The sequence below is a fragment of the Streptomyces sp. NPDC059874 genome, assembly GCF_042731135.1.
Classification (GTDB): domain Bacteria; phylum Actinomycetota; class Actinomycetes; order Streptomycetales; family Streptomycetaceae; genus Streptomyces.
In genome coordinates, this window is sequence record NZ_JBHWJY010000001.1 from 154,617 (window position 1) to 179,811 (window position 25,195).

A 25,195-nucleotide genomic window follows, 5' to 3' on the forward strand; every position below is an offset into this window, starting at 1 on the left:
CTCTTCTTGCGTCAGCGCAGGGCGTTTGTCAGCGCGTCGACGACCCGCTGCTGTTGGGCAGCGGTGATCTGCGGGAAGAGCGGAAGGGAGAGCATCCGATCCGCCGCCCGCTCGGCGTGGGGGAAGTCGCCGCGGCCGTGGCCGAGGTGACCGAAGGCGGGGGTCAGGTGGACCGGGGCCGGATAGTGCACGCCCGCGCCGATGCCCTCCGCGTTGAGCTTGCCGACGACGGCGTCCCGGTCCGCCCCGTCGACCCGTACGACGTACAGGTGCCACACGTGGACGTTGCCCTCCGCCGTGACCGGCAGGGTGACCCGTCCGGCGGCCGCGAGCTCGGCCAGCAGGGCGTCGTACCGGGCGGCGGCGGCGCGGCGGGCCGCGTTCCCGTCGGCCAGCCGGGCCAACTTCGCCCGCAGGACCACCGCCTGCAGACCGTCGAGCCGACTGTTGAACCCGGCCACGTCGTGCCGGTACTTGGCGACGCCGCCGTGGTTGGCCAGCGCCCGCACCAGCGCGGCCGTCTCCGCGTCGTCGGTGACCACCGCGCCCGCGTCCCCGTACGCGCCCAGGTTCTTGCCCGGGTAGAAGCTGGTCGCGGCGATCCCGCCGCTGCCGGGGGAGCGGCCCTGCCGGGTCGCGCCCTGGCTCTGCGCCGCGTCCTCGACGACCCGGACGTACGAGGGCAGCCGCGCGGCCAGTTCGGCGGTCCCGGCGCACTGCCCGTACAGGTGGACCGGGACCACCGCGCGGGTGGCCTTCCCGACCGCGTCCAGCGCGGCCCCCGGGTCCATCAGCAGGGTGTCGGGGAGGCAGTCGACCAGCACCGGACGGGCACCGATCCGGGCGACGGCGCCCGCGGTGGCGATGAAGGTGTTGGCGGGCAGCACCACCTCGTCGCCCACGCCCACCCCGCTCGCGCGCAGGGCCAGTTCGAGGGCGTCGGTGCCGTTGGCGACACCCACGCAGTGCCCGACCCCGGCGAACTCGGCGTACTCGCGCTCGAAGGCGGCGACCTCCTCACCGCCGATGAAGGCGGTACCGGCCAGCACCCGGTCGAACCCGGCGCGCACTTCCTCGGCGACCTCGGCGTGCGCGGCCTTCAGATCGACGAGCGGTATCTGGTTCATGCGACTGGACTCCCCATCCGTGTCTCCGGCCACCGGCCGGTCGCCTCGCCATCGGCCCGCAACTCGTCGAGGGCGGGTCCGCCCGCCGCCCGCAGCCGGCGGGCCGGGCTGCCGGCCCACACCTCGCCCGGCGGCACATCGGCCAGGACCGTGCTTCCCATCCCGGTCAGCGACCAGGCGCCGACCGACGTGTACTCGCGGACCAGCGATCCCGCGCCCACGTAGGCGCCGCGCCCCAACCGCACCCCACCGCCGAGGCGAACCCCCGAGGCGACCGTGGCGAAGTCCCCGACCACGTCGTCATGGGTGAGGACCACCTGCGGCATCACCGCCACGTGCGACCCGATCCGCACGGCGGCGGTCAGCACCACGTGCGCGAGCAGGACCGAGCCCACGCCGAGCATCGAGGAATCCGACACCACCGCCGTGGGGTGCACCACCGTCGCGTAGCGGTTCACCGGCAGCCCCAGCCGCCGCACCAGCCGGGCCCGCACCGCGTAGTCGCGCGGACTGCCGACGCAGACCACCACCCGGGCGTCCCACAGCCGGTGCACCTGCTCGGTGCCGCCCAGCACCGGCACGCCGTCCACGTCACGGCCGTGCAGGGACAGGTCGTCGTCGAGATGCCCGGCGAGCCGCCAGCGCGGCGGACGGCCCTGCGCCACGTCGGCGGCGACCACGTCCCGCACCGCCTGCGCGGTCTCCCGCGCGAACCCGCCCGCGCCGACGATCAGCAGGTCCTCGGTGTCCGGCCGCCCGGCCGGCCGTCCGCCGCTCATCCGCCCGCCTGTTCGCGGAGCACCGCCACCACCCGGTCCTGCTGGGCCTCGGTCATGGTGTGGAACAGCGGCAGGATCAGCGAGTCCCGGCTGATCCGCTCGGTCACCGGCAGCGGCGCCGAGCCGTGTCCCGCGTACGCCGGCTCCAGATGCGAGGCCATGATCCCGCGCCGGGCCGAGACACCGGCCGCCGCGAGCGCGGCCAACAGCTCGTCCCGGCCGACCGGGAAGCCCTCGGCCGGCAGCACCCAGTACGACTGGAAGTTGCCCTGGCCGTAACCGGGATCCCGGACCGGGGTCAGGCCGGGGACCTCGGCCAGCAGCTCCGTGTACCGGGCGGCCAGCGCCCGGCGCCGGGTCACGATCTCGTCCAGCTTGCCCAACTGCACCAGGCCGACCGCGGCCTGGATGTCGGTCATCCGGTAGTTGTAGCCGACTTCCAGATAGCTCTCGACGATCGGCTTGCCGCTCGCGTGCCGCTCCGCGGCGGACACGTTCATCCCGTGCTCGCGCAGCCGCCGCAGCCGCCGCGCCCACTCGGCGTCGTCCGTGGTCAGCATGCCGCCCTCGCCGGTGGTGATCACCTTGCGCGGGTGGAAGGACCAGGCCGCGAGCAGCGCCCCGTGGCCCACGGACTTGCCGCCGACGGTCGCGCCGATGCCGCAGGCCGCGTCCTCCACCAGCGCGAGGCCCCAGTCGGCGCAGGCCGCGCGCAGCGCGTGCACGTCGGCGGGCACCCCGCCCTGGTGGACGGCGAGCACCGCCTTGGTGCGGGGCGTGCGCACCGCGTCGACGGTGGCCGCGGTCAGGTTGCCGGTGGCCTCCTCGACGTCCGCGAACACCGGCCGCGCCCCCACGTAGCGCACCACGTTGGCCGTGGCGATGAACGACAGCGAGGGGACGACCACCTCGTCGCCCGGCCCCAGCTCCAGCGCGATCAACGCCAGGTGCAGGGCGGTGGTGCACGAACTCACCGCGATGCCGTGCTCGGCGCCCACGCGCTCCGCGAAGGCCCGCTCGAACTCCGCGACCCGGGGGCCCTGGGCGACCCAGCCGGACAGCACCGCGTCGGCGGCGGCCTCGGCCTCCTCCTCGCCCAGCCACGGCACCATGACGGGGATCCGGTCGGGCGCCGCGACCGCCGCGACCGCGGGCACCGCCCCGGCCGCCGACGCAGTTTCCGGCCCGCTCATCGGCCGGCCTCCGCATCCGCAGCCCCGCCGGAGGCAGACGCATCGGCGGCGCGCTCGGCCCGCCACCAGTCCACCAGGTCCCGCAGCCCGCTCCGCATGTCGATGTCCGGGGTGAAGCCGAGGCGTGCCGCGGCCGCCGAGGTGTCCGCGAGCCGGCGCGTCACCCCGTTCACGGAACGGGCCGGCCCGTGCTCCGGCACCAGGCCGTCCGCGCCCATCGCCTCCAGCAGGCCGAGCGCGAGGTCGAGCAGGCTCGTCTCGGTCCCGCTCGCGATGTTGAACACCTCGTCGGTCAGATCCGACTCCGCGGCCAGCAGGTTGGCCCTCGCGATGTCCCGGACGTCGACGAAGTCCATGGTCTGGGTGCCGTCGCCCAGGATCAGCGGCGGCTCGCCCGCGGAGATCCGCTCCATCCAGCGGATCAGCACCTCGGTGTACAGCCCGTGGATGTCCATCCGGGGCCCGTAGACGTTGAAGTAGCGCAGTGCGACGTAGTCCAGCCCGTACATGGCGTGGAAACTGCGCAGCATCCCCTCGTTGAAGGCCTTCGCCGCGCCGTAGAAGGTGTCGTTGTTGTACGGGTGATGGCGCTCGGTGGTCGGGAAGGTCTCCGCCAGCCCGTAGACCGAGGCCGAGGACGAGGCGATCACCTTGCCCACCCCGGCGGCCGCCGCCGCCTCCAACACGTTGAACGTGCCGTCCACCAGCACCTCGTTCGCCAGCCGCGGTTCCTCCGCGCACTGGGTGATCCGGATCGCGGCCAGGTGGAACACCAGGTCGGCGCCGTCCGTGGCCTTGCGCACGGCGGCCACGTCGCGCACGTCGCCCTCGACGACCTCCACCACACCGCTCGGCAGGGCGCGGGCCAGGTTGGCGGCACGCCCCCGCACGAAGTTGTCGAGTACGACGACCTCACGCGCCCCGTTGTCCACCAGGAGGTCCACCACGTGCGACCCGATGGTCCCCGCGCCTCCGGTGACCAGAATCCTCTTGCCTCGTACGCTGCTCAACGCCCTGCCCCCACTGAGTCGTTCATCGTCTGTCGTGCGAAGGTCCCGCCAACGGTCAACGTCCGGTGCGCAGTCCGACCACCGCGCCACGGAACTCCAGGCTCCGCGAGGCGGCTTCCAGGATGTCGAGCACCTTCAAGCCGGCCCGGCCGTCGGTCAGCGCGGGCCGCCTCGTCCTGATCGCGTCGGCGAACTCCTCGACCATGCTGCGCAGCGCCTCCTTCTCGCCGATCGCGGGCGCCACCATGTCGCCGGTCCGGTAGGAGACGAGCATGTCGCGGCGCTCGTCCTCGCCGATCTCCTGGGGCGCGGTGAGATCCACCCCGCGGTCGAACACCGCCACCCGCTGGGAGGGGTTGAGGTCGTCCCACACCAGCGTGCGCTTCGATCCGCCGACCATCGTGGTGCGGACCTTCGTCGGGGACAGCCAGTTGACGTGCACGTGCGCGATGGCGCCGGTGCTGAGCTGGAGCGTCAGATAGGCCACGCAGGACTGCCCGGCCCCGATCGGATCGGCTCCGTGGGCGGCCACCGCGACCGGCTGCACGTGGTCCGGGAGGATGAAGTCGAGCACCGACAGGTCGTGCGGGGCCAGGTCCCACAGGACGTCGACGTCCTTCTGCACCAGCCCCAGGTTGATCCGGACCGAGTCGACGAACTGGATGTCGCCGAGCTCCCCGGAGCGGACCATGTCGCGGATCCGGGCCACCGCCGGGGTGTAGCAGTAGGTGTGGTCGCACATCAGCGTGAGACCGCGCTCCTCCGCTTCGCGTACGAGCTTCAGTCCGTCCTCGTACGTGGCCGCGAGGGGCTTCTCCACGAGTACGTGCTTTCCCGCGCGCAGCGCGGCCAGGGCCACGTCCAGGTGCGTCCCGGCGGGGGTGGCCACGGCGACCGCGTCGACCTCCGGGTCGGCGAGGACGGCCGCGTAGTCGGCGGTGGCCTGGACGGTGGAGTACCCGCCGAGGACCTGCCGGGCCCGGTCCACGTTCAGGTCGCAGAGCCAGCGCAGCCGGAACCCCGGACTGGACTGGAAGTTGCGCACGAGATTGGGGCCCCAGTAGCCCGCGCCGACCACGGCAACGCCTAACGGATCCCCGGGCTCCCGGCCCGCGGCGACGGTGTCCCGCCCCGCTCCCTTCGCGGTGTCCTTCACGGCGTTCCCCTTCCCTCCGCGCACGCCGGGCGGCGTGACGACAACTCGTGGCCGGGACGCGTGTGATGGAGGGACGTGCCGTCGAGGGCAGGCCGGACGCCTGCGCGACCCGTGCATGACCTGCTCAACGGTGATGGCCCCCCACTACCGATGCTGCGAAAACCGCGTGCTTCCGCCCCCCGGACCGGCCGCGTGTTCCCCCATGCGACCGAACCCGTCCACAGCGCGCTCAATCTAGTCCACCTTGCCTATGCCTGGGGAGAGTTGGGGTAATCACCCGAGTCGGTTGATCGAACGTGCATACTGCCCGGGTGACCAGCATCGTGATCCCGGCCCACAACGAGGGACGGGTCATCGGCCGACTCCTCGACGCCCTCCTGGCCGATCCCGCAGACGGGGAGCCTGTCGGGAGCGACATCGTCGTCGTGTGCAACGGCTGTACGGACGACACCGCCGACGTGGCGGCCGCGCGCGGCCCCCGCGTCCGAGTGGTCGAGATACCGACTCCCTCCAAACACACGGCACTTCGGGTCGGCGACGAGCACGCGTACGGCTTTCCACGGCTCTACGTGGACGCCGACGTCATCCTCGGCGCCGCCGGCGTACGGGCCCTCGTCGCCGCGCTCGACGGGACCCCGGAGCTCCTCGCCGCGGCCCCCGGCCGGGACATCCCGCTGACCGGCTGCGCCTGGCCGGTCCGCGCGTACTACCGGGTGTGGCAGCGGCTCCCGGCCGTCCGCGAGGGCCTGTTCGGCCGGGGTGTCATCGCCGTGACCGAGGCGGGGCACGCCCGGATCGCCGCGCTGCCGCCGCTGATGGCCGACGACCTGGCCGCCTCCCTGGCCTTCGGGCCCGACGAGCGGACCGTGGTCGAGGCCGCCCGGGTCGTGGTCCGCCCGCCGCGCACCTGGTCCGACCTGGTCAAGCGGAAGATCCGCGCGGCGACCTCCTCCGCCGAGCTGGAACACGTACAGGCGTCGCGAACGGACCGGACGTCACAGCCGGCGCCGTCCGCGCGCACCGGCACCGCCGATCTGCGCGCCGTGCTCCGCGCCGAGCCGCGGCTGCTCCCCGGCGTCGTGGTGTTCGTCGTGGCGGCACTCGCCGCCCGCAGGGGGTCCCGCAAGGCCATCCGGGACGGGGACTTCTCCACCTGGCTGCGGGACGAGAGCAGCCGGCAGGACGTGGGGAGCGCCTGACCATGTACCTCGCGGACCGCTCCGCCCCCACCGGGGCGAAGACCGCGCCGGGGGCCGGCCCCGGACGGACCCCCGCGGTGGCGTCCGCCGTCCTCGCGCTGGGGACGGTCAGTCTGATCACCGACATCTCCTCCGAGATGGTCACCGCCGTCCTGCCGCTCTACCTGATCGCCGGTCTCGGCCTGAGCCCCCTCGGCTTCGGCGCCCTCGACGGCGTCTACAACGGCGTCAGCGCCCTCGTCCAGCTCACCGGCGGGCACCTCGCCGACCGGGTCCGCAACCACAAACTGATCGCCGGCCTCGGCTACGGCCTGTCCGCCCTGTGCAAACCGCTGCTGCTGCTCGCCCACAGCGCGGGCCCGGTGGGCGTGGTCCTCGCGCTGGAACGCACCGGGAAGGGCCTGCGCACCGCCCCGCGCGACGCCCTGATCTCCCTGTCCACACCGCCCGAGTCGCAGGGACGCGCCTTCGGTGTGCACCGGGCCATGGACACCACCGGTGCGCTGCTCGGCCCCCTCGCCGCCTTCTTCATCCTGAGCGCGGCGGTGGGCGGCTACGACGCCGTCTTCGGGGTCAGCGCCTGCGTGGCCGTGCTCGGCGTGGTCGTGCTGGTGCTCTTCGTACCGGGCAAGACCGGACCGGCCCCCTCCACCGCGCCCTCCACCGCGCCCTTCACCGCGCCCTCCACCGCCCCCTCCACCGCGCCCGCCGTCGGCCTGCGCGAGGCCCTGGCCCTGCTGCGGCTGCCCAGGCTGCGCGCCCTGGCGCTCTGCGCCGCCCTGCTGGGTCTCACCACCGTCAGCGACGCCTTCCTCTACCTGCTGCTGCAGAGCCGCACGGGCATCGGCGAGCGCTGGTTCCCCTTGCTCCCGCTGGGCACCGCCGCGGTGTTCCTGCTGCTGGCCGTACCGGCCGGGGCCCTCGCGGACCGGATCGGGCGGCGCACGGTGTTCCTCACCGGGCACGCCCTCCTCCTCACCGGATACGCGCTGCTGCTCTGGGCCCCCCACTGGCCGGCCCTGCCCTACCTCGTCCTCGCACTGCACGGGCTCTTCTACGCGGCCACCGACGGCGTCCTGCCCGCCGCCGTCGCCGCCACCGTCCCCGGGGAACTGCGGGGCACCGGCCTGGCCCTCGTCGGCACCGGCCAGGCCCTGGCCCGGGTCGCCTGCTCGCTGGCCTTCGGCGGAGCCTGGACCCTCTGGGGTCCCGGCCCGGCACTCGCCGCCGCCGCTGCCGGACTGCTGTGCTGCGCGACCGTCGCCGGCTTCGTACTGCGCGACCCGCGCGCCACACCTCGTACCGACTCGACCCGACGCCCGTGAGGAACCACCCGATGACGCTGTCGCCGAAGCGCCGCCTGCTCGTCCTCGCCGTGGCGGTGCTGCTCCTCGGCGGCGCCGCCACCGCGATGGTCCTGCGCGCCGCCGCCCGAGCCGAGCAGCCGCGACAGGGCGCCCCCGCCGTCACCACCGGCCAGGTCACGCTCACCCGGCCGGGCGCACTGGCCCTGCTCAACACCGCCCAGGGCCCGCACCGCGGCACCCTCGCCTCCGTCCCGGCCGAGGACCCCCAGGGCGGACGCACCGCCTCCGACCTCAGCTGCCAACGCTTCCACGCCGCCGCGGGCACCGGGGTGTGCCTGCGCTCCACCCCGGGCGCCCTCGCGCAGGACAACGTGGCGCTGATCGTCGACGCCGAGCTGCGCACCCGGCGCAGCTTCCCCCTCGCGGGCACGCCCAGCCGGGCGCGGGTCTCCCCGAGCGGCCGGTTCGCCGCCTGGACGGTCTTCGTCGCGGGGGAGTCGTACGGCGCCGCGTTCTTCTCCACCCGTACCGCCATCGTGGACACGACCACCTGGCAGCTCGAACCGGACCTGGAGAAGTTCGAGATCCTCATGGACGGCAAGAAGTACAGCGCGGGGGACGTGAACTTCTGGGGGGTCACCTTCTCCAAGGACGACGACACCTTCTACGCCACCCTCGGCACCGACAACCAGACGTATCTGGTCAAGGGCTCGATCTCCGGGCGGAGCGTCACCACCCTCGCGCGGAACGTCGAATGCCCGTCCCTGTCCCCGGACGAGACCCGCGTCGCCTACAAGAAGCGGGTGCAGCGCGGGGCTTCGCTGTGGCGCGAACACGTCCTGGACCTGCGGACCCTGCGCGAACAACCGCTCGCGGAGAAGCACAGCGTGGACGACCAGGCCGCCTGGCTCGACGACCGGACCCTCGCCTACGCCCTGCCCACCGAGGGCGCAGTCGACAGCACGGACCTGTGGACCGTCCCCGCCGACGGCAGCGGCAGCCCGCGCCTGCTGACCCCGGGCGCCTCCTCCCCGGCCCGCCTGGGCTGAGGGTCGGTCCTGGTGCTGTGACCGGAAAGGTTCACCGGGTCGCGGCACCCGGCACGGCACCTCGCCGCGTTGTCGGGCCGCGCGAGTACGTCCAGTACGAGCCGCGTCCCTCCGCCTTGCGATGCACCGCACCGGACACCGCGCCCCGGCAAACCTTTCCGGCCAAGCGCTAGACGGGGTGACCGTCGGAGTCCGTGTGGTCCTTCTGGGTGGAGAACCTGTTCAGGAACACGTCGTAGCGGCCGTCGGGGCGGCGGGTCAGGGTCGCGCCGTCCTGCCAGATGCCGTTCTCCTCCCACCACGGGCTGCCGTAGGGGTCGCCCTGGTTCTGGTGGATGTTGTGCATGCCGAGGCCGGCGTCGAAGGGTTCGCCGAAGACCAGGATCGGGCGTCCGACGACGAGGATCTGTTCCAGGGCGAGGGCGGCGTCGAGGTTGGAACCCGACTTCCACGGCCGGGTCGGCCTCACCCACCGGTCGAGGAGCTCCCGAAGATACGGGGGCAGCCACGCGGGCCAGGCCGGGCGGTCCCGCAGGGCCGGATGCCGCAGGTAGTCCAGTGCTCCGGACGAGGACGTGCGCTCCAGCTCGGTGTAGCCCTGCGGCAGCGCGGCCACCGGCCCGAGCATCGCGGCGTCCACGGTGAAGGACCGCCACTGCACACCCGTCGCGGAGTCGTGGCTGTCCACGTCGACGGCGCACTTGTACCGCCCGTCCGGCGCGTCCACCCGGAGGTTGACGTGGAACCACGCGCCCTCGTCGTCGGGCGTGTCACGGAAGTGCTGCGCCAGGGTCCCGGCCAGCACGCCGTAGTGGTCGAATGGCATGTCACCAGTGAAGCACCGGGAGGGGTTCGGGGCCATCGCGGCCCGCCCGACGGCCCCGTGTCAACACGCGGACGGTGCACTCACCCCCGGTGGCCCTGCCGGTCCCGGCGGCGCCACTGACCGCCGGCGGCCCGGCAGACGCGCGGCCATGCACGAAATCCGCGCAGGTGCGGCGGCCCGTGAGGCGCCGCCGCCGCGTTCCGGAGTCCGCATTCGGTGCCACGATGCGTGCGCAATCAGAGCAGTCAGAGCAATCACAGCAATCAGCGCACACGGCGGGCACGGGCGGCGCGCGGCCGCCGGGCACGGACGAGAGGTGGGGAAGTGACCCCTCAGGTAGTCGACGAAGCGACGCGGCGCCTTCCCGAGCGGCGGCGGCCGGACGTGCCCGCGAGGGACGAATCCGCCGCCCCACCCGAACCGGGGCGACCCGAAGCCGAGTTGCTGATCGCCGCCTCCGTGCTGCTGGCGGACGCGGCGCTCACGGCACGGCAGGCCGGCGCCGAACTGACCGGCGCCCTCGGCAGTTGGCGCTTCGGGCTCGAAGCCCTGCGCCGCCCCTCCTGGGCGCTCGGCGCCGCCTACTCCTGCGCCAAGGCCCTGACCAGCCCGTCAGGCCTGGGATTCGGGGCGAACGGCGGCCTCGTCGGTGAACTGGCGCGGATCGCCGGGAGCGTGACGTACCGCCGGCCCGCCCAGGTGGCCATGGCGGTGGACGCCTTCGCCCTCCGGATCAAGGCGGCCGCGGCCGAGCACCCGAACCTGGACGCGCCGGCGGCCCGGCGCCTGACCGACGCGATGGTGAACGGGAACCGGATCGAGGCGCTCCGGGCGCTGCGCGGGCTCGTCGAACTGCTGGGCATCACCCGCGCCCTCACCACCATCAGCCCCGTCATGATGGAGCTGCTCGCCCTGCTGGGACTGCTCGACGAGAACCCGGTCAACGACGCCTTCTCCTGGGTCACCCTCGCCGGCGGGGTACCGACCACCGACCCCTTCCTCGGACTGCCGAGTTCGCTGATCAAGTACCTCAACCCCGGGCCGGGGCGGGCCGAGCGGACCGAGCCGGACTCCATCCTGGCGAAGGTCCTGGACACCTCCCGCAACGACCTCGTCAGCTACGTCAACGACATCGGCGCCATCGGCAACCACGGCCTGGCCCTGCTGCGCCGGATCCGGTGCGCCGACGGGGCCGTGCGCCACGTGCTCCTGCTGCCCGGCACCAGCTTCGCCCTGCTCAGCAACAGCACGCCCCAGGACGTGATCGGCGCCTTCGACGGGTGCCTGCGCACCGACACCACCTACACCCGAGCCGCCCGCAACCTCCTGGAACGGGCGGGCGTACCGGCCGGATCCGACCTCATGATCGTCGGTCACAGCCTCGGCGGGCTGACCGCGATGAACCTGGCCTCGGACCCGGAGTTCTCCGCGACCTACCGCCTCACCCACGTGATCGCGGTGGGCTCCCCGATCGACGGCAAGCGGCCCGCCGACCACACCACCCAGGTGATCAGCCTGGTCAACAAGCACGACGTGATCCCGACGCTGGACGGGCGCGGACCGGCCTCCCCGAACGACATCCCGGCCGGCTGGGTCGAGCTGTCCTGGCTGGACGAGTCGTACGACTACCCGCTGTCGCACGCCCCGCAGGCGTACTCCGACAGCCTGCGCGGCCCCATGGCCCACCACCGGGAGCGGGTCAACGGGCTGATCCGGACCTACGACGGCGAGATCACCGGCAACCAGCCGTACATGCTGCGCGACAAGTGACCGCGAGGGAGAGGGACCGACCGATGACCGACGACGACCAGGGCGGCCGGAGCACGACGACGGCACGGGGGCCCGCGACCGCCTGGCCCCTGGAGAACGCCCTGTTCAGCGCCGCCCTGCTCGCCCGGCGGCTGCCCTGGGCGGACGCCCCCGCCCGGGCGCTGGGCCTGGACGCACTCACCCGGGAGGGCCTGACCCGCGCCCTGCTGGCGTACCTCGGGCGTACCCGGTCAGGGCGGCCCGTGCGGCTGCGCACCCCGTTCGGGTCCTTCCTCGTACCGCTCTGCGCGGACGACGCCGCGGCGCTGCTGTCCCACGCGGACCTCGCCGGCGCCCTGGGGGCCGCGCGCGGACTCGACGCCGGGGGACACCGCCACGGGCTCTCCCCGCACGCGACCCCCGACGGGCCCGGCGCCCGGGACGCGGAGCTGCCCGTCGCCGAACTGCGGGCGCTGCTCCGTGAGGACGTGGACCGGGTGACGGGCGCCCGGCGCGGGGACGGCACCCTCGACTGGCAGGTCTGGCGCTCCGGGATGCTCCGCCTGGCCCGCCGGGTCGTGGTGGGTGCCCGCGCCGCCGAGGACACCCTGCTGAGCGAGGTGGTCGCGGCGGCGACGGCGGCCGTGGACAGCCGGTCCCACGAAGCCCGCTCCGCGGCCCTGAGCCGGCGGCTCGCGCCGTACCTGACCGACCCGGACCCCGCGTCCCTGGCAGGCAGGCTGTCGACCGGGGGCGAGGCCGCCGCCAGCGCGGTCCCCGTCGTCGCGCACGCGCTCGCCCTGGTGTCCGAGGCCGCCTCGGGCACCGCGCTCCAGGCCCTGGCCCTGCTCGCCGCGCGGGCCGCGGACTCCCCGGAGCGGGCCGTGGCGGAGGCCCTGCGCCGCTATCCGCCCGTGGCCGCCGCCGTGCACCCGGTACGGGCCCCGTTCGTCTGGCGGGACCTGGCGGTGGAGGCCGGTACGGAGATCCTGTGCGCGCCCGGCCTGCTGCCCCACCCACCGGGCCAGGACGGCCCGGCCCCCTGGCCGGGGGCGCTCTGCACCGCCCCCGCGGGCTGCGCGTCGGCGCCCTTCGCGGAGCTCGTCGCCGCCGAGACCGTACGCGCGGTCGTGGCGGAGTCCCGACCGGTGCCGATCTCGCCCCGGTTCGACGCGGACCGGCTGCCGGACACCCTCGACCCGAGCGGGCTGCTCGTGGCCCTGACCGAACTCGCGGGCGGGTCCGCCGACGCACGGGTGACGGTCGGCCTGCCGACGGCGCTGCCCCTCGCCGCGCCCGGCTACGCGCCGGCCTCGTACGGGGCCTTGGCCCAGGCCGGCGCGGAGCGGCTGGAACGGCACGCGGAGAGCCTCGCGGCCTGCGCCGGGAACACCGGATGGAACGGCGACCAGGCGGGCGAGCACTTCCGCATGGTGCTGCTGGGGCACGCGGACCGGTGTGCGAAGGCCGCGGCCGACGTACGGCGGGCGGCGCAGCGGCTGGCGGGCTGAGGGTGGCGGGCTGAAGGTGATGGGGCCCGCCACCGTGCGGGCCCTACCAGAAGGGCGTGTCGCGGCGACCGACCTCGTGGTCGAGCATGTCCTGCACGGCGGCCTGGGCCTCGGCGCAGAGCGCGCGGGCCGCGGCCGAGCGCTCGGCGAGGGACGAGGGCCGCGCAGGGGCCTCGATGGGCTCGCCGATGCTGATGAGCCACTTCGCGGGCAGCGGGAACGCGGGGGTGAGGGGGAAGTAGGGCAGGTCGAAGAGGCGTGCCAGGGCCGGGATCTCCCCGAGCTTGGGGGACGCCTCCTCGGCACCCACGATCGCCACCGGTACGACGGGGACGCCCGTGCGGACGGCGGTCACGGCGAATCCGGGGCTGAACGGGCGCAGCCGATAGCGCTCGCTCAGGGGCTTTTCGAGACCGGCGACTCCCTCCGGAAACACTCCCACGAGCTCCCCGGTGTTCAAATGTTCCATTCCGAGGGTCGGGTCGATCGGGAATCCGCCGTTCTTGCGCGCGTACGAGCCGAGCACCGGGATGCGGAAGGTCAGGGGATCCGCCGGAATGTGCAAGGGGCGGCGCAGGCCGCGGGTGAGGACCTTGTGGAATACGAAGGCGTCCAGTCCCCAGGCGCCGGAGTGGTTCGCCACGAGCATCGCCGCACCCTCGGCCGGCACGTTCTCCAAGCCCAAGACGTCCAGCCGGAACCAGTCGTCGACGAGCCAGTCGAGGGTCCGGCCCCATGCGATCTCGCCCGCCTCGCCGAACAGCCGCCGAAACAGTCGGAATTCGACTGCGGCCGCTTCAACAAAATCGGTCAGGCTTTCGGACATGAAGGACTCTCGCTCTCGTCTGTCGGATCGTCAATAACCGCTCAGGCCAAGGGTTTTGCGTGAATTGGCCGACGTGATACTTATTCCACCACGAGATTCGTTCCGTCCGTTCCAAAAGAGGTGCCGTGACCATTTCCGCGCAGGGATCCGTCATCGACGTGATCACCGAACTGCTCACCGAGACGCTCGAAGTGCCGGCCGAGGAAGTGCGGGCGAACGCGCCGATGCGCGTCCTGCTGGAGGACTCCCTCATGGTCGTCGAGCTGGCCATGGCCGTGGAGGAGAGGCTCGGCGTCAAGATCGGCGAGGCGGAGTTCCGCGACGCCACCCTCGCGGAGTTCGCCGAAGCGGTCGCGGCCCGCCGGGCGGCCGGCTGAGCCGGGGCGGGAGGGGCGGCGTCGCGCCGCCGACCGCGCGCCGGCGGGGCACCCGACCCGCATGCCCCGCCGGTGAGGGCCGGCTACTTGGCCGGGCCCGTGTCCTGCGGCCAGCCGTAACCGGTGCGCGGCGGTTCGGGTACGGCGCCCACCGCTGCCAGGTCCCGGTCGGCGGCCCGCATCAGCTGACCGGCCAGGTCGCGCATCGCCCGGCTCGCCGCCAGCTCGTCACCGATCGCGGGGACCTCCACGTCCTGCGGATTGCAGCGCGCCTTGCCGCGGCCCACCATCGTCGCCTTCCCGGTCTCGAGCACGGCCCGGGCCTTGGTCGTACCCTCCTCCTCGGTCAGGTAGACGCCCACCTTCCACTCCTCGGCGTGTGTCATCACGTGCCTCCTCACGCTCCGGTCGGCACTGCTTCCGGTAGTTCCAGAATCCCCCCGTACGGGCTCATCCGGCGATCCGCAGGCGGTGGACGAGGGTGCCGTCCGGCTCGTGCGCGAGGGGTGGGGCAAAGCCGCGGTTGATCCGGCCCAGCAGGTCCCGCAGCCACCGGCAGTCCTCCGGCGACGCCTCGCACAGCCGCATCCGCCGGGCCTGGAAGGGCGCGATGCGCAGCTCGCGCAATGCCCCGCTGTCGGGATCGAGCGAGGGGAAGTAGAGCAGCCGCAGGTCGTCCCGGTAGGTCTCGTGGCCGGTGATGCCCTCGTAGTCGTTGACCAGGTCGCCGCAGCCGTAGGCGATGAGCTTGCCCCGGTACAGCTCCAGCGGCCGCGGATGGTGCGAGGAATGCCCGTGGACCACGTCCGCGCCGCCGTCGACGAGCGCGTGCGCGAAGCGCACCTGGTCGCGGGGGACGGTGTAGCCCCAGTTGGAACCCCAGTGGATCGAGGCGACCACGAGGTCCCCCGGTCGTTTCACCCGCCGGATCCGGGCGATCACCGCGGCCGCCGCGGTGTCCGAGGCCTCGGCCACGTAGTCGACCCCGCTCCGGTCCGTGCCGGCGGCCCAGTCCGGCGGGACCCCGCTGGACGGCATGCCGAAGGAAAGGACCAGGATCCGCCGACCGCCCTCGACGGGGACGCTCGCCGGCTGCCGTGCCCCCTCCAGGTCACGTCCCGCCCCCGCCACGGCGAACCCGGCGCCCGCCAGCGCGTCGAGGGTCTCCGCGAGCCCGCGCCGGCCGAAGTCGAGGACGTGGTTGTTCGCCAGGGCGCACACGTCGGGACGGGCGGCGGCCAGGCAGGGCAGGTTGGCGGGATGCATGCGGTAGTGGACGCCCTTGCCGGGGGCGAAGTCGTCGCTCCGCGTGACACTGGTCTCCAGATTGAGCACCACGGCGTCCGGTACCGCCCGGTCGAGGACCGGCAGCGCGTCGCCCCAGGGCCAGGAGAAGTCGACCGGCCGGGGGATCGGGCCGTTCGCGGCCTCCGCCAGCTCGACGTAGGAGCGGGCGTCACGGAGGTAGGCCTCCTCCAGCGCCGGATCACCCGGGTGCGGAAGGACCTGGTCGACACCCCGCCCGAGCATGACGTCGCCGGTGAGGCACAGTGTGATCCGATCACCCTGCATGTATCCAGGCTAGTGCGAATGGGGGAGTCACGAGAATGCGTGTGCTGTTGTCGGCGTACGACTCGCGCGGGGGCGTCGAACCGCTGGTGGGACTCGCGGTGCGACTGCGGGAGCGCGGTGCCGAGGTGCGGGTGTGCGCGCCGCCTGACGAGGAGTTCGCGAAGCGGTTGGCGGTGGTCGGCGTGGACATGGTGCCGACCGGCAAGTCGGTGCGCGCGTTGGTGACCGGGAAGACGCCGCCGTCGCCGGGGGGCGTGCCCCGGCGCGCGGCCGAGCTGGTCGCCGCGTTCCACGAGAACGTCACCGCGGCGGGCGAGGGGTGTGACGTGCTGCTGGCGACCGGCCTCGTGCCGGCCGTGGCCGGCGTGAGGTCGGCGGCCGAGACACTGGGCATCCCCTACGTGTACGCGAGCTACCAGCCGGTCAGCCTGCCGTCGCCGCACCACCCGCCGATGCCGCGGCCGGGCCGGCCGCTGCCTCCGGAGGTGACCGACAACCGGGTGCTGTGGGACCGGGACGCCCGGGACGCGCAAGAGGTCTTCGGCGAGGCGATCAACACGCACCGGGCGTCGATCGGCCTGCCGCCGCTGGACAACGTCCGGGACCACGTCTTCACCGACCGCCCCTGGCTGGCGACGGACCCCGTCCTGGCCCCGTGGCAGCAGCCGGCGGACCTCGACGTGGTGCAGACCGGCGCGTGGGTCCTGCCGGACGAACGCCCACTCCCCGCCGAGCTGGTGGCCTTCCTCGATGCCGGCACGGCACCCGTCTACGTGGGCTTCGGCAGCATTCCCCTGCGCGATCCGCAGGACGCCGCCCGGGCGGCCGTCGAGGCGATCCGCGCGCAGGGCCGTCGCGCCGTCCTCTCCCGCGGCTGGGCCGACCTGGCCCTGATCGACGAGCAGGACGACTGCTTCGTCGTCGGCGAGGTCAACCACCAGGCACTGTTCCGCCGGGCGGCCGCCGTCGTGCACCACGGCGGCGCGGGCACGACGACGACGGCCACGTGGGCCGGCGCGCCCCAGGTGGTGGTGCCCCAGGGTGCGGACCAGCCGTACTTCGCGGGCCGGGTGGCCGAGTTGGGCATCGGCGCCGCCCACGACGGTCCGACTCCGACCCTCGCATCCCTCTCGGCCGCGCTGGAGTCGGCCCTGACCTCCGAGACGGCCGCCAGGGCCACCGCCGTGGCCGGCACGTTCCGCACCGACGGGGCGGCGGTGGCCGCGGGGCTGCTGCTCGACATGTGCCGGTGAGAACGGGCCGGTGAGGACGGGCCGGCGGGCGGACCGGCGGGCGGGCCGACGAGTCCGCCGGTCAGACCGTCGCCAACTGGGGGATCAGGCGCAGCGCGTTGTCGTGGTAGATCCCCGACAGTTGCTCCGGGGTGAACGCGGAGTCCGCGTCGAGCGCCGGGAGCGCGAGGTCCACGACCGTGTCGGCCGGGGCGGCCGGCCAGTCCGTGCCGAAGAGGATGTGGTCGGAGGGCACCTGGGCGAGGAGGGTCGCCGCGGGCGCCATCGGTCCCGCGGTGTCGTAGTAGAAACGCCGCAGGTGGTCGCGGACGGCGCCGGGGTCCACGGGCGGGTCGCAGAACCGTCCGAGGGCCTCGATGCGCGTCGCGATGTAGGGCAGGAAGCCGCCGGCGTGCGGCAGGATCACCGAGATGTTCGGGAAGCGGTCCAGCGTCCGCTTGCTGATCATGTTGACGGCGGCCCGGGTGGTGTCCAGCAGGAAGTCGCACATGAAGTTCGGAATGCCGGGGACGGTCGCCGCGCCGGGCGGGCTCCCCGGCAGGTTGTGCGGATGGGTGTCCACCACGGCGCCGCAGTCGTCCAACTCGTGGAAGACCCGGTCGTATGCGGGATCCCCGAGGTACACGCCCCCGTAGTTGGCCGTCACGTTCACGCCGACCGCCCCGAACTGGCCGAGTCCGCGGCGCACGGCCCAGGACGAGGCCTCGGGGTCGTCGAGGAACAGGGGAACGTAGAACGAGAACCGGCCGGGATGCGAGTTCGCCACGTCGAGCAGGGACAGGAGCGTGATGTTGATCGCCTCGCGCAGCTGCGCGGACGAGTGGTACCGCGCCGGCAGCATCGGCTTGAGCACGGCCGTCGCGATCCCCACGCGGTCCATGAAGCGGACGGAGTCCTCCGCGTCGAACCGGGCCCACGGCGGCAGCTGCTGGGGCTTGACCAGTTCGTGCCGCTCGGCCCACTCGCGCCACTCCGGCGCGCAGAAGTGATGGTGCATGTCGATCTTCGACTGCACCGCGTGCCCGGCCCCGGCCTCGACCAAGGGCGTTCCCGGCAGGTGCAGTTCAGAGGTGCTCACAGAGTCGGGCATACCGATCCACCGTCCGTCCGTTGGGGGCTGGGCTAATTTCCTGCCGTGGGCACCGACGCGAGTTCCCGGGCGACTTGGGACGGATCCAGGACGATCCGAAGTTCCTGAAGACCCCGGAACGCGGCCATGGGGCCCTTGAGCCACGCACCCTTGCTCTGCTCCGCGTCGCACAGCTCCATCCCGGGGAAACGCCGCAGGAGAGCGGCGAGCGCGACTTCGAGTTCGAGCCGCGCCAGCGGCGCACCCAGGCAGTAGTGCGTCCCGTAGCCGAAGCCGAGGTGCGCACCCTGGAGTCCGTCACGCGTCACGTCCAGCACGTCGGGGCGGTCGAACTTCTCCGGGTCCCGGTTCGCGGAGGAAAGGGCGATCTGGACGAGGGATCCCTTGGGGATGCGCGTTCCCCGGATCTCGGCGTCCTCGGCCGCGTACCGGAACGTCGACGACTCCACCGATCCCTCGAAGCGGACGCTCTCCTCGACCGCCCGCGGGATCAGCCGCGGGTCCCCCCGGAGCTTCTCCATCTGATCGGGCCGGAGCAGCAGGTTGAGGACGGTGTTGCCGATCTGGAACGCGGTGGTCTTGTGACCGGCGAAGAAGATGACCCACAGGGAGGACAGGAGCTCCGTTTCGTCGAGACCCTCCTCCGCCTGGATGAGGTCGCTGAGGAAGCAGTCCGACGGGTGCTCGCGCGTGTACGAGATGAGCCGCGTGAAGCGGCCGCGGAGCCACTCTTCGGCCGCCAGCAGCTCGGGCTTCAGCCGGGGATCGAACCTGGAACGCGCCACGATCGAGAACTGCTCCGTGATCTCGGCGCGGTCGCCGTCGGGGATGCCGATCAGTTCGCACAGCACCGCGATGGGCAGCGGGAAAGCGAACGACGACATCAGGTCGACCGGGTCGCTCCCCGCGCATTCGTCGAGGAGCCGTTCGGTGATCGCGGTGATCCTCGGCCGCATCTCCTCCACCCGGCGCGGGGTGAAGGCGGTGCGGAGACTGCGCCGCAACCGGGTGTGCCGGGGCGGGTCGGAGAACAGCACGTTGTCGTCGAGGGCGTCGAAGACGCTGCCGTACACCGCGTGGTAGGTGTCGAGGGCGCCGTGCATGTCCTTGCTGAAGCGCGGGTCCGCCAGGGCGTCCCGGGCATCGTCGTAGCGCGTGACGAGGTAGGTGTCGATGCCGTGCGGAGGCGTCAGCCTGCACACCGGCGCCCGCTCGCGCAGGGCGGCGTAGGCGGGATGGGGACACACCCGGTACGCCGGCGCCCCACCGGACACGGCCGCCACGATCTCGTCGAGGCTCTCGCCACCCGCCGGTGCCGTCTTCTCCTGCGCCATGCTCCGCACCTCCGTGACACTCGCGTTTGGGCGACACACCGGTTCCCTGCCCGGGCGGCCCGCGAAACGTCCGCCGTCCCGTTGGAGTGGTGCTGTTTCCCGCCGGTACGAGCGCCACGCGCGCGCCCGCCCGGAAGGGTGCGCGGTCGGCGGTCAGCCGATCAGCCGTCAGCCGTCCGATCCGACGGTGTGGCGGGCCCGGCGGACCGGGGACATGCTGCTCGTCCAGCCAGTTCGCCCCAAGGAGTCCGCACATGCTCCGAAGCCTCGCCCTGGCGCTCACGACCGGCGCCTCACTCGCCCTGTCGGCCCTCGCCGCTCCCGCCGCCGTTTCCGCCGCCGGCGGCGACACCGATCTCGGCCGGGCCGTCGCCGCCCGTGCTCTCGTCTATCAGGCGACCGCCCGGTACCACCGGCACTCCGAGGCGGTGGCGGCGGGCTACGTGCCGGACAAGTACTGCGTGGCCAACCGCCAAGGGCCGGGCGCGCTCGGCTACCCGCACTTCAACCACGCCTACGACAACTCCGTCGACCCGGCCAAGCCCGCCGCCCTGTACTACGAGGACGACCGAAGCGGAGGCAAACGCCTCGTCGGGGTCCAGTGGCTGGTCTACGACCGCGACCAGAACCTCGCGACGGACGACGACCGCCCCACGATGCTCGGCACCGCCTTCAAGGGCCCGCTGCGCGGCAACTTCCCCGGCCAGCCCGTCCACTACGCCCTGCACCTGTGGCTCTGGAAGAAGAATCCCCTGGGGGCGCACGAGACCTACAACACGGCGGTGACCTGCCTTCCCGGAACCACCCGCCCCGCACCGCCCGCCTAGGCCCGGTCGGCGTGGCGTTCGGAGCGGGTGCGCCGGAGGTCTTCGAGGTCGGGAGCACGCCGCGGACCGCCGTGGCCTGGGTTCCGCCGGCAGAGCTCTGGCCCCCGATCCAACGCATCCGCGAGGAGCACGATCCGCAGATCCGGCGCTGGCCCCCGCACGTGAACCTGCTGTTCGGCTTCGTCCCGGAGTCGGACTTCGAGGCGGCCGCCGGGCCGCTGGGGGCCGCGGCGGCCGAGTGCGCCCCGTTCGACGCCCGACTCGGCGGGGTGCACAGCTTCCGGCACCGCGCCTACGCGACCGTGTGGCTCGATCCCGCCGCGGCCGGCCCGGCCCCCTGGGCCGGGCTCGAACGCGCGCTGGTCGAGCGCTTCCCGCTCTGCGGCGGCCGGGCCGCGCGCTTCACGCCGCACCTCTCCCTCGGACGGACCCGGGACCCGCGCCGACTGGCCGCGGAGTGCGCCGCCCGGCTGGGCAGCACGGCGACCCGGGTCGAGGAGCTCGTCGTGCTCTCGCGGCGCGGCCAGGAGCCGATGCTGCCACGCGCCACCGTCGCCCTCGGGACGGGCGAGGTGCGGTGGCAGCCCGAGTTCGACGGCCCGACGGGCGGCGACGCTCAGGGCGGCCCGCCCTCGCACCGGCACCACGCCGCATGGGCGGTACTGACCGTGCGTGCGGGGCCCGGCGAGGAACTCGGGGCGCGCCTGGACCTCGTACGCGAACGGCTTCCCGCGCTGCTCGCCGCTCTGGGGCAGGCGGGAACGGCGGACGCCGCCGCGTGGCCCCGGCCGTTCGACACCGGCCCCGACCGGGCGTGCCTGGCGATCGGCCTCGGCCGCACCCCGCCGGACGGGGCACGGCTCGCCGAAGCCGCCGCCGACTGGGTGGGGCGGCTGCCCGGTGTGGACCTCGACCGGGCGGAGGGCGGCGCCGTCCCCACCCTCCGCTGATCCCTCAGTGCCCGTGTCCGTGGCCGTCGGGGGCGGTCGTCGGCGCGGGCTTCGCCGACGGGGAACCACCGGACGCGGGCGCCGCCGGGGCCGCAGGCGAGGCCGGCGCGTGGTCGTCCGCGGCAGGCTCCCCGGTTTCGGCGGTGCCGTGGCTGTGGCCGCCGCCGCCCGGAGCGGTCTCCATGGAAGCGGCGATCTGGCGCAGGCCGAAGAACGCGAGCGCGGCGACGATGAGGACCGTCAGACCGACGAGGCCGAACATGCGGTGCCAGGGGGTGTCGGCGTCCTTGATGACGTAGGCGACGAAGGAGACGACGAGGCCGGTGGGTACGAGGACGGCGCCGCGGGCGGGGAAGTCGTCGAAGTGCTGGAGACCGCCGCTGAGCATGCCGATGCCGAAGGACAACAGCAGCGAGGAGCCGATGACCACCAGCATGCGGGGGAGTCCGGGCCGTTCCTTGGTGAGCAGGAACTCGTTGAGGACGGTCGCGGCGAGGAAGACGAGCGCGCCGTAGGCGGCTATGCGGGTGTAGCGGTCGGGGTCGAGGGGGTGGTGGACGACGGCGCCGCTGATCAGGCCGGCGCCGACGAAGTAGCCGACGTAGCCCAGGTAGCGGGCGGCCAGGGAGCGCTTGCGGGACTGCTGTATGCGGCGCCGGGCGGTCCGGCCCGTGGGGGGAGCGGCGGCCGCCGCTTGCGAAGTCCGGGAGTCGAGGAGCTGGTTCGAGGTCACGTACGCGTTTCCTTCGGTGATGCAGGCGTGGCTCATCACCCGACGCTCGTCGAGGAGCGGCCGGGGTCGGCGATGAGAGTCAGGACAGATCGGGGTGAAACACCCGGACCTATATGCGCTGCACCACGGAACCGAGGGAACTTCGCAAAGGGGGCAGGGCGGACGCGGGGGTCCGGGTCCAACGCCCCGTCGTCATCGCGGCGGAGCCGGGAGACGGTTCGCCGAGGGGTGCCGGCGGCGGGGCGGGGAGGTCCACGCCCTGCTGCGGGTGGCCGGAGGCGCAGGCCTCGGCGGGGTGGGAGTGCCCGCCGCCGTCCTCGCCCCCGCCGGCCTCGCGTTCGCCGTGGTGACCGGGGTCGGCCCCCTCGGCGGACGCGGCGTAGGCCGGCGGGACGGCGCCGCCCGTGACGTGGGCGGAGGCGCTGTCGGCGCCGGCGGCGTGGGTGTAGAGGAAGGCGAACAACAGGGCGGCCAGCCACAGCAGCCGCAGCGGGCCCGCCGAACGGCGGGTCCGGGGCGCGCTGGATGCAGCTCGGACCGTGACCATGCGGGCACCCTATCCGGCCCCGGGGAACCGCCGGCGGGCAGCCCCGGCGTCGAGCCCCCGGCGGGCACCGCGCGGAGCGGAGCTCGGCGGCCGGGTCACCGACCGACGGCACGCCGAAGAGCTCGCGGTGCGGACCTTCGGACCCGTACCGGATCCCTGACCTGTCCGGTCCCGCCCTCGGCCAGGGCGGGCAGCACCTTCATCAGGCGGCTCACGCCGGCGGCGTACGCGATGCCGAAGAGCAGCGCGGCGAGGAAGGCGGCGTGCCGGGAGAAGCCGTCGATGAGGGGAAAGATCTGCCAGTGGGTCAGGTAGATGTACAGCGAGCTGCCGGCCAGGAGGCCCGCCAGCCGGTTGACGCGCTCCCTGCTGGGCAGGGTCGGCACCCACACCAGGAGCGCGAAGCCGGCCATGACGATCACTTCCCGGCCGGGGTCGCCGGGGAAGAAGCCGGGCACGGTGGCCAGTGCCGCGACCGTGACCAGGACGCGCTGCCGGATGCCGGCCGCCTTCGCCGCCGCCCAGCCGAGGGCGAACAGCCAGAACACGGTGACCGCATCGGGCATTTCGGTGCGACCGGGCAGGCCGACGAGGTCGTAGCGGGTGAGCAGCCCCAGGGCGGCGAGGCCCAGCGGCAGGGCGTAGGGGAAGCGGCGTTCCAGCCGGTCCGCGAAGGGGAGGCAGAGGAGGGCGAGGGCCGCGATCAGGATGTAGACGAGGGCCTCGATGAACCAGAAGTGCATGCCCGTCTTGAGGTCCTCCGGCCCGATGACACTGTCGAGCAGGAAGAGGTTGGCGAGCGTGTAGTCGTCGTTGAGGAGGAGGATGAAACCGATCCACGTCATGCTCGGCAGCGCGACGCGGGCGATGGCGGTCCGGACCCGTCGCACGCGGGTGCGCCGGTCGGCGGTGGTGAGGTGGAAGCGGGCGAAGTTGTACCCGGCGACCGCGAGCAGGATGTGCGCCCCGCCCTTGATGCCGAACACGTGGACGTGCGAGCCGACGATGCAGAAGATCGCCAGGGCGCGGAGTGCGACGCTGGTCTCCAGCCTTCGCGTGCGGGAGGGGCGGGTCGGCTGCTCGGCCGCCGAGAGGTCCCTGATCCTCGTCGTGTGCCAGTTGTCCGGCAGGTGGCCGAGCCGTTGTTCGAGGTGGAGCGACATCTCGACGTACGACAGCGAATCTCCGCCCAGGCTGACGAACGATCCGTCCTCCGTCACGTCCGTCCGGTCGAGCACCTCGGCGTAGAGCAGGCACAGGTCGTCGGTGCCGCTGCCCGGAGGGAGGGCGCGTCCGGCCGACGGCGCGGGTGCCTGGTGGCCCAGTGCGCGCACCGCCCGGTAGTCGGGCTTGCCCGTGGGCAGGCGGGGGAGCTCCGGCAGGAGGTGCACGCGGACGGCGCGGGCCGGGAGGCCGCACTCGCCGGTGACGAGCGCGCGTATCCGGCGGGCCTCGGGGCCGGGGGCCCCGACGGCGGCGATGGACAGCGCCTCGTCGTCCCCGGTGCACAGGGCGGTGACGTCGTGGCGGGCGAGCATCGCCTCGATCTGCTGGGGGTCGATGCGCAGGCCGAGGATCTTGGTGAACCGGCTGAGCCTGCCGGTGATCTCGTAGAGCCCGTCGGGGGTGCGGCGCGCGGTGTCGCCGGTGTGGAGCTCGTGCACGGTCCGCCCGAGCCGGAGGTCGTCCGGCGAATGGGCGTAGCCGAGCATGACGTTCGGGCCGGAGTAGACCAACTCGCCGACGCCTTCATCGGGTCGCGTCGCATCGGGCTGGGGCTCATCGGGCTGTGTCGGCTCGGGATGGCCCGGAATCGGGTGGAGGCGGAAGGAGCCGCCGGGGACGGGGATTCCGGCCGCCGAAGGATGGGTTTCGGCGAGGTGCGGCGGCAGGTAGGCCATGCGGGCGGTGGCCTCGGTCTGGCCGTACATCACGAACAGCTCCCAGCCGCGGGTACGGCCCATCGCGGCGTACCGCCTGACCTGTTCCGGGGCGAGTCGGCCGCCGGCCTGGGTGATGTAGCGCAGGTGGGGGAGTTGCATCGCGGGGAAGCCGACGCGGTCGAGGAGGTCGAAGGTGTACGGGACCCCGGCGAAGGTCGTCCCGCGGCCGGCCCGGAACAGCTCCCAGAAGCAGGTGTCGGCGACCGACAGGTCGGTCAGGATCAGCCCGGCGCCGCGCAGGAGGTGGCTGTGCACGACGGACAGGCCGTAGCAGTAGTGCAGGGGCAGGGTGGTGGCGGCGCGGTCGGTGTCGCGGATCGCGAGGTAGTCGGCGATGGACTCGGCGTTGGCCTGGAGGTTCTCGTGGGACAGCCGAACGAGCTTCGGGGAGCCCGTCGATCCGGAGGTGCTCAGCAGCAGGGCGAGGTCCGGGTGCAGGTCGTGGGCCGATACCGGGCGACGCTCGTCGAGCACCCATGCGCCGCCGCCGTCGGGGCGGGCCACGACGTCGGGGTCGTAGGCGTCGATCAGGGACTGGACGGCTTCGTCGTGGTCGCCCGGCACCAGGAGGACGGGGTGCCCGGCGGCGAGGGCGGCGAGGTGGACGACGAGGGCGTCGAGCGTGTTCGCGCCGACGAGCATGACCAGTCGGCGTTCGCTGCCGAGGCGCCCTGCCATCGCGTCCACCAGGCCGGCGAGTCGGGTGTAGCTGACCCGACCGTCGGCCGTGATGACCGCGGTCCGGTCGCCGTGGGCGGCGAGGCCGAGGGCGAACGGGACGGACTTGCTGCCGGAACGCAGGTCGGGAAGGACTGTCACGGGCGCATCTTAGGAAAG

The 25,195-nt window shown here is 73.4% G+C and carries 23 protein-coding genes; 9 read left to right on the forward strand and 14 right to left on the reverse strand.

Annotated elements, in window-relative coordinates; all coding sequences use genetic code 11:
* Positions 1-11: 11 nt before the first annotated feature.
* From ACFV9H_RS00600 to ACFV9H_RS00620, 5 genes are read right to left on the reverse strand one after another with little or no spacing between them, the layout of a single operon-like run.
* On the reverse strand, positions 12-1,127 hold the full coding sequence (locus ACFV9H_RS00600) for a DegT/DnrJ/EryC1/StrS family aminotransferase (protein ID WP_385391416.1): 1,116 nt from the start codon (positions 1,125-1,127) through the stop codon (positions 12-14).
* Positions 1,124-1,906 carry a NeuD/PglB/VioB family sugar acetyltransferase gene (locus tag ACFV9H_RS00605; RefSeq protein WP_385391417.1) on the reverse strand — a complete coding sequence of 261 codons (783 nt, stop codon included), beginning with the start codon at positions 1,904-1,906 and terminating at the stop codon, positions 1,124-1,126. The genes ACFV9H_RS00600 and ACFV9H_RS00605 overlap by 4 nt, the downstream gene beginning before the upstream one ends.
* Positions 1,903-3,099, reverse strand: coding sequence for a DegT/DnrJ/EryC1/StrS family aminotransferase (locus tag ACFV9H_RS00610; protein ID WP_385391419.1), 1,197 nt, complete (start codon positions 3,097-3,099; stop codon positions 1,903-1,905). The genes ACFV9H_RS00605 and ACFV9H_RS00610 overlap by 4 nt, the downstream gene beginning before the upstream one ends.
* A complete protein-coding gene (locus ACFV9H_RS00615; protein ID WP_385391420.1) occupies positions 3,096-4,109 on the reverse strand; it encodes an NAD-dependent epimerase/dehydratase family protein in 1,014 nt (337 codons plus the stop codon). The genes ACFV9H_RS00610 and ACFV9H_RS00615 overlap by 4 nt, the downstream gene beginning before the upstream one ends.
* Positions 4,110-4,164: 55 nt before the next feature.
* Positions 4,165-5,265, reverse strand: coding sequence for a Gfo/Idh/MocA family protein (locus ACFV9H_RS00620; RefSeq protein ID WP_385391421.1), 1,101 nt, complete (start codon positions 5,263-5,265; stop codon positions 4,165-4,167).
* A 311-nt stretch (positions 5,266-5,576) separates the two neighbouring features.
* On the opposite strand from ACFV9H_RS00620, the gene ACFV9H_RS00625 reads away from it, so the two are divergent.
* Genes ACFV9H_RS00625 through ACFV9H_RS00635 form a run of 3 tightly spaced genes read left to right on the forward strand, consistent with a single transcriptional unit; the run spans position 5,577 to position 8,820 of the window.
* Positions 5,577-6,464, forward strand: coding sequence for a glycosyltransferase (locus tag ACFV9H_RS00625; protein WP_385391423.1), 888 nt, complete (start codon positions 5,577-5,579; stop codon positions 6,462-6,464).
* 2 nt (positions 6,465-6,466) lie between these two features.
* Complete coding sequence (locus tag ACFV9H_RS00630; RefSeq protein ID WP_385391425.1) at positions 6,467-7,789, forward strand: MFS transporter; 1,323 nt, start codon at positions 6,467-6,469, stop codon at positions 7,787-7,789.
* An 11-nt stretch (positions 7,790-7,800) separates the two neighbouring features.
* Positions 7,801-8,820: a TolB family protein gene (locus tag ACFV9H_RS00635; protein ID WP_385391426.1), complete on the forward strand. Its 1,020-nt coding sequence runs from the start codon at positions 7,801-7,803 to the stop codon at positions 8,818-8,820.
* 169 nt (positions 8,821-8,989) lie between these two features.
* Here ACFV9H_RS00635 and ACFV9H_RS00640 read toward each other — a convergent pair whose 3' ends face one another.
* Complete coding sequence (locus tag ACFV9H_RS00640; RefSeq protein WP_385391428.1) at positions 8,990-9,646, reverse strand: DUF2278 family protein; 657 nt, start codon at positions 9,644-9,646, stop codon at positions 8,990-8,992.
* Positions 9,647-9,970: 324 nt separating this feature from the next.
* Between ACFV9H_RS00640 and ACFV9H_RS00645 the strand changes: the two genes are divergently transcribed.
* Positions 9,971-11,416 (forward strand): hypothetical protein, encoded by a 1,446-nt coding sequence (locus ACFV9H_RS00645; RefSeq protein ID WP_385391430.1) that lies wholly within the window; start codon positions 9,971-9,973, stop codon positions 11,414-11,416.
* 23 nt (positions 11,417-11,439) lie between these two features.
* Entirely contained in the window at positions 11,440-12,906 is a 1,467-nt protein-coding gene (locus tag ACFV9H_RS00650) for a hypothetical protein (RefSeq protein WP_385391432.1), read from the forward strand.
* 43 nt (positions 12,907-12,949) lie between these two features.
* On the opposite strand, the gene ACFV9H_RS00655 is transcribed toward ACFV9H_RS00650, so the two are convergent.
* On the reverse strand, positions 12,950-13,732 hold the full coding sequence (locus ACFV9H_RS00655) for a lysophospholipid acyltransferase family protein (RefSeq protein WP_385391433.1): 783 nt from the start codon (positions 13,730-13,732) through the stop codon (positions 12,950-12,952).
* Positions 13,733-13,857: 125 nt separating this feature from the next.
* On the opposite strand from ACFV9H_RS00655, the gene ACFV9H_RS00660 reads away from it, so the two are divergent.
* Positions 13,858-14,109, forward strand: coding sequence for an acyl carrier protein (locus ACFV9H_RS00660; RefSeq protein ID WP_385391435.1), 252 nt, complete (start codon positions 13,858-13,860; stop codon positions 14,107-14,109).
* Between the two features lie 83 nt (positions 14,110-14,192).
* Here the strand turns inward: ACFV9H_RS00660 and ACFV9H_RS00665 are convergent, their stop codons facing one another.
* Both ACFV9H_RS00665 and ACFV9H_RS00670 read right to left on the reverse strand, forming a co-directional pair.
* The gene (locus tag ACFV9H_RS00665; protein ID WP_385391437.1) at positions 14,193-14,495 is read right to left on the reverse strand and encodes a DUF1876 domain-containing protein; all 303 of its coding nucleotides are present in this window, start codon (positions 14,493-14,495) and stop codon (positions 14,193-14,195) included.
* Between the two features lie 64 nt (positions 14,496-14,559).
* A complete protein-coding gene (locus ACFV9H_RS00670; protein ID WP_385391438.1) occupies positions 14,560-15,681 on the reverse strand; it encodes a CapA family protein in 1,122 nt (373 codons plus the stop codon).
* Between the two features lie 35 nt (positions 15,682-15,716).
* Between ACFV9H_RS00670 and ACFV9H_RS00675 the strand changes: the two genes are divergently transcribed.
* Positions 15,717-16,934, forward strand: a complete 1,218-nt coding sequence (locus ACFV9H_RS00675; protein ID WP_385391440.1) for a glycosyltransferase — start codon at positions 15,717-15,719, stop codon at positions 16,932-16,934.
* A gap of 61 nt (positions 16,935-16,995) precedes the next feature.
* Here ACFV9H_RS00675 and ACFV9H_RS00680 read toward each other — a convergent pair whose 3' ends face one another.
* On the reverse strand, positions 16,996-18,012 hold the full coding sequence (locus ACFV9H_RS00680; RefSeq protein ID WP_385391442.1) for an amidohydrolase family protein: 1,017 nt from the start codon (positions 18,010-18,012) through the stop codon (positions 16,996-16,998).
* Positions 18,013-18,056: 44 nt separating this feature from the next.
* A complete protein-coding gene (locus tag ACFV9H_RS00685) occupies positions 18,057-19,358 on the reverse strand; it encodes a cytochrome P450 (protein WP_385391444.1) in 1,302 nt (433 codons plus the stop codon).
* A 254-nt stretch (positions 19,359-19,612) separates the two neighbouring features.
* Here ACFV9H_RS00685 and ACFV9H_RS00690 point away from each other — a divergent pair, with 254 nt between their 5' ends.
* Together ACFV9H_RS00690 and ACFV9H_RS00695 are read left to right on the forward strand one after the other, a co-directional pair.
* Complete coding sequence (locus ACFV9H_RS00690) at positions 19,613-20,185, forward strand: hypothetical protein (RefSeq protein WP_385391446.1); 573 nt, start codon at positions 19,613-19,615, stop codon at positions 20,183-20,185.
* 11 nt (positions 20,186-20,196) lie between these two features.
* Complete coding sequence (locus tag ACFV9H_RS00695) at positions 20,197-21,135, forward strand: 2'-5' RNA ligase family protein (RefSeq protein WP_385391447.1); 939 nt, start codon at positions 20,197-20,199, stop codon at positions 21,133-21,135.
* 4 nt (positions 21,136-21,139) lie between these two features.
* On the opposite strand, the gene ACFV9H_RS00700 is transcribed toward ACFV9H_RS00695, so the two are convergent.
* The 3 genes from ACFV9H_RS00700 to ACFV9H_RS00710 form a co-directional block, all read right to left on the reverse strand.
* The gene (locus ACFV9H_RS00700) at positions 21,140-21,904 is read right to left on the reverse strand and encodes a hypothetical protein (RefSeq protein WP_385391449.1); all 765 of its coding nucleotides are present in this window, start codon (positions 21,902-21,904) and stop codon (positions 21,140-21,142) included.
* 73 nt (positions 21,905-21,977) lie between these two features.
* Complete coding sequence (locus ACFV9H_RS00705; RefSeq protein ID WP_385391451.1) at positions 21,978-22,415, reverse strand: hypothetical protein; 438 nt, start codon at positions 22,413-22,415, stop codon at positions 21,978-21,980.
* Between the two features lie 95 nt (positions 22,416-22,510).
* Positions 22,511-25,177, reverse strand: coding sequence for an AMP-binding protein (locus tag ACFV9H_RS00710; protein WP_385391453.1), 2,667 nt, complete (start codon positions 25,175-25,177; stop codon positions 22,511-22,513).
* Positions 25,178-25,195: the final 18 nt, after the last annotated feature.

Coding starts and splice junctions, on each gene's coding strand:
- ACFV9H_RS00600 (WP_385391416.1), bottom strand. CDS start 1,127: ATGAACCAGATACCGCTCGTCGATCTGAAGGCCGCGCACGCCGAGGTC.
- ACFV9H_RS00605 (WP_385391417.1), bottom strand. CDS start 1,906: ATGAGCGGCGGACGGCCGGCCGGGCGGCCGGACACCGAGGACCTGCTG.
- ACFV9H_RS00610 (WP_385391419.1), bottom strand. CDS start 3,099: ATGAGCGGGCCGGAAACTGCGTCGGCGGCCGGGGCGGTGCCCGCGGTC.
- ACFV9H_RS00630 (WP_385391425.1), top strand. CDS start 6,467: ATGTACCTCGCGGACCGCTCCGCCCCCACCGGGGCGAAGACCGCGCCG.
- ACFV9H_RS00635 (WP_385391426.1), top strand. CDS start 7,801: ATGACGCTGTCGCCGAAGCGCCGCCTGCTCGTCCTCGCCGTGGCGGTG.
- ACFV9H_RS00640 (WP_385391428.1), bottom strand. CDS start 9,646: ATGCCATTCGACCACTACGGCGTGCTGGCCGGGACCCTGGCGCAGCAC.
- ACFV9H_RS00650 (WP_385391432.1), top strand. CDS start 11,440: ATGACCGACGACGACCAGGGCGGCCGGAGCACGACGACGGCACGGGGG.
- ACFV9H_RS00655 (WP_385391433.1), bottom strand. CDS start 13,732: ATGTCCGAAAGCCTGACCGATTTTGTTGAAGCGGCCGCAGTCGAATTC.
- ACFV9H_RS00665 (WP_385391437.1), bottom strand. CDS start 14,495: ATGACACACGCCGAGGAGTGGAAGGTGGGCGTCTACCTGACCGAGGAG.
- ACFV9H_RS00670 (WP_385391438.1), bottom strand. CDS start 15,681: ATGCAGGGTGATCGGATCACACTGTGCCTCACCGGCGACGTCATGCTC.
- ACFV9H_RS00675 (WP_385391440.1), top strand. CDS start 15,717: ATGCGTGTGCTGTTGTCGGCGTACGACTCGCGCGGGGGCGTCGAACCG.
- ACFV9H_RS00685 (WP_385391444.1), bottom strand. CDS start 19,358: ATGGCGCAGGAGAAGACGGCACCGGCGGGTGGCGAGAGCCTCGACGAG.
- ACFV9H_RS00690 (WP_385391446.1), top strand. CDS start 19,613: ATGCTCCGAAGCCTCGCCCTGGCGCTCACGACCGGCGCCTCACTCGCC.
- ACFV9H_RS00700 (WP_385391449.1), bottom strand. CDS start 21,904: ATGAGCCACGCCTGCATCACCGAAGGAAACGCGTACGTGACCTCGAAC.
- ACFV9H_RS00705 (WP_385391451.1), bottom strand. CDS start 22,415: ATGGTCACGGTCCGAGCTGCATCCAGCGCGCCCCGGACCCGCCGTTCG.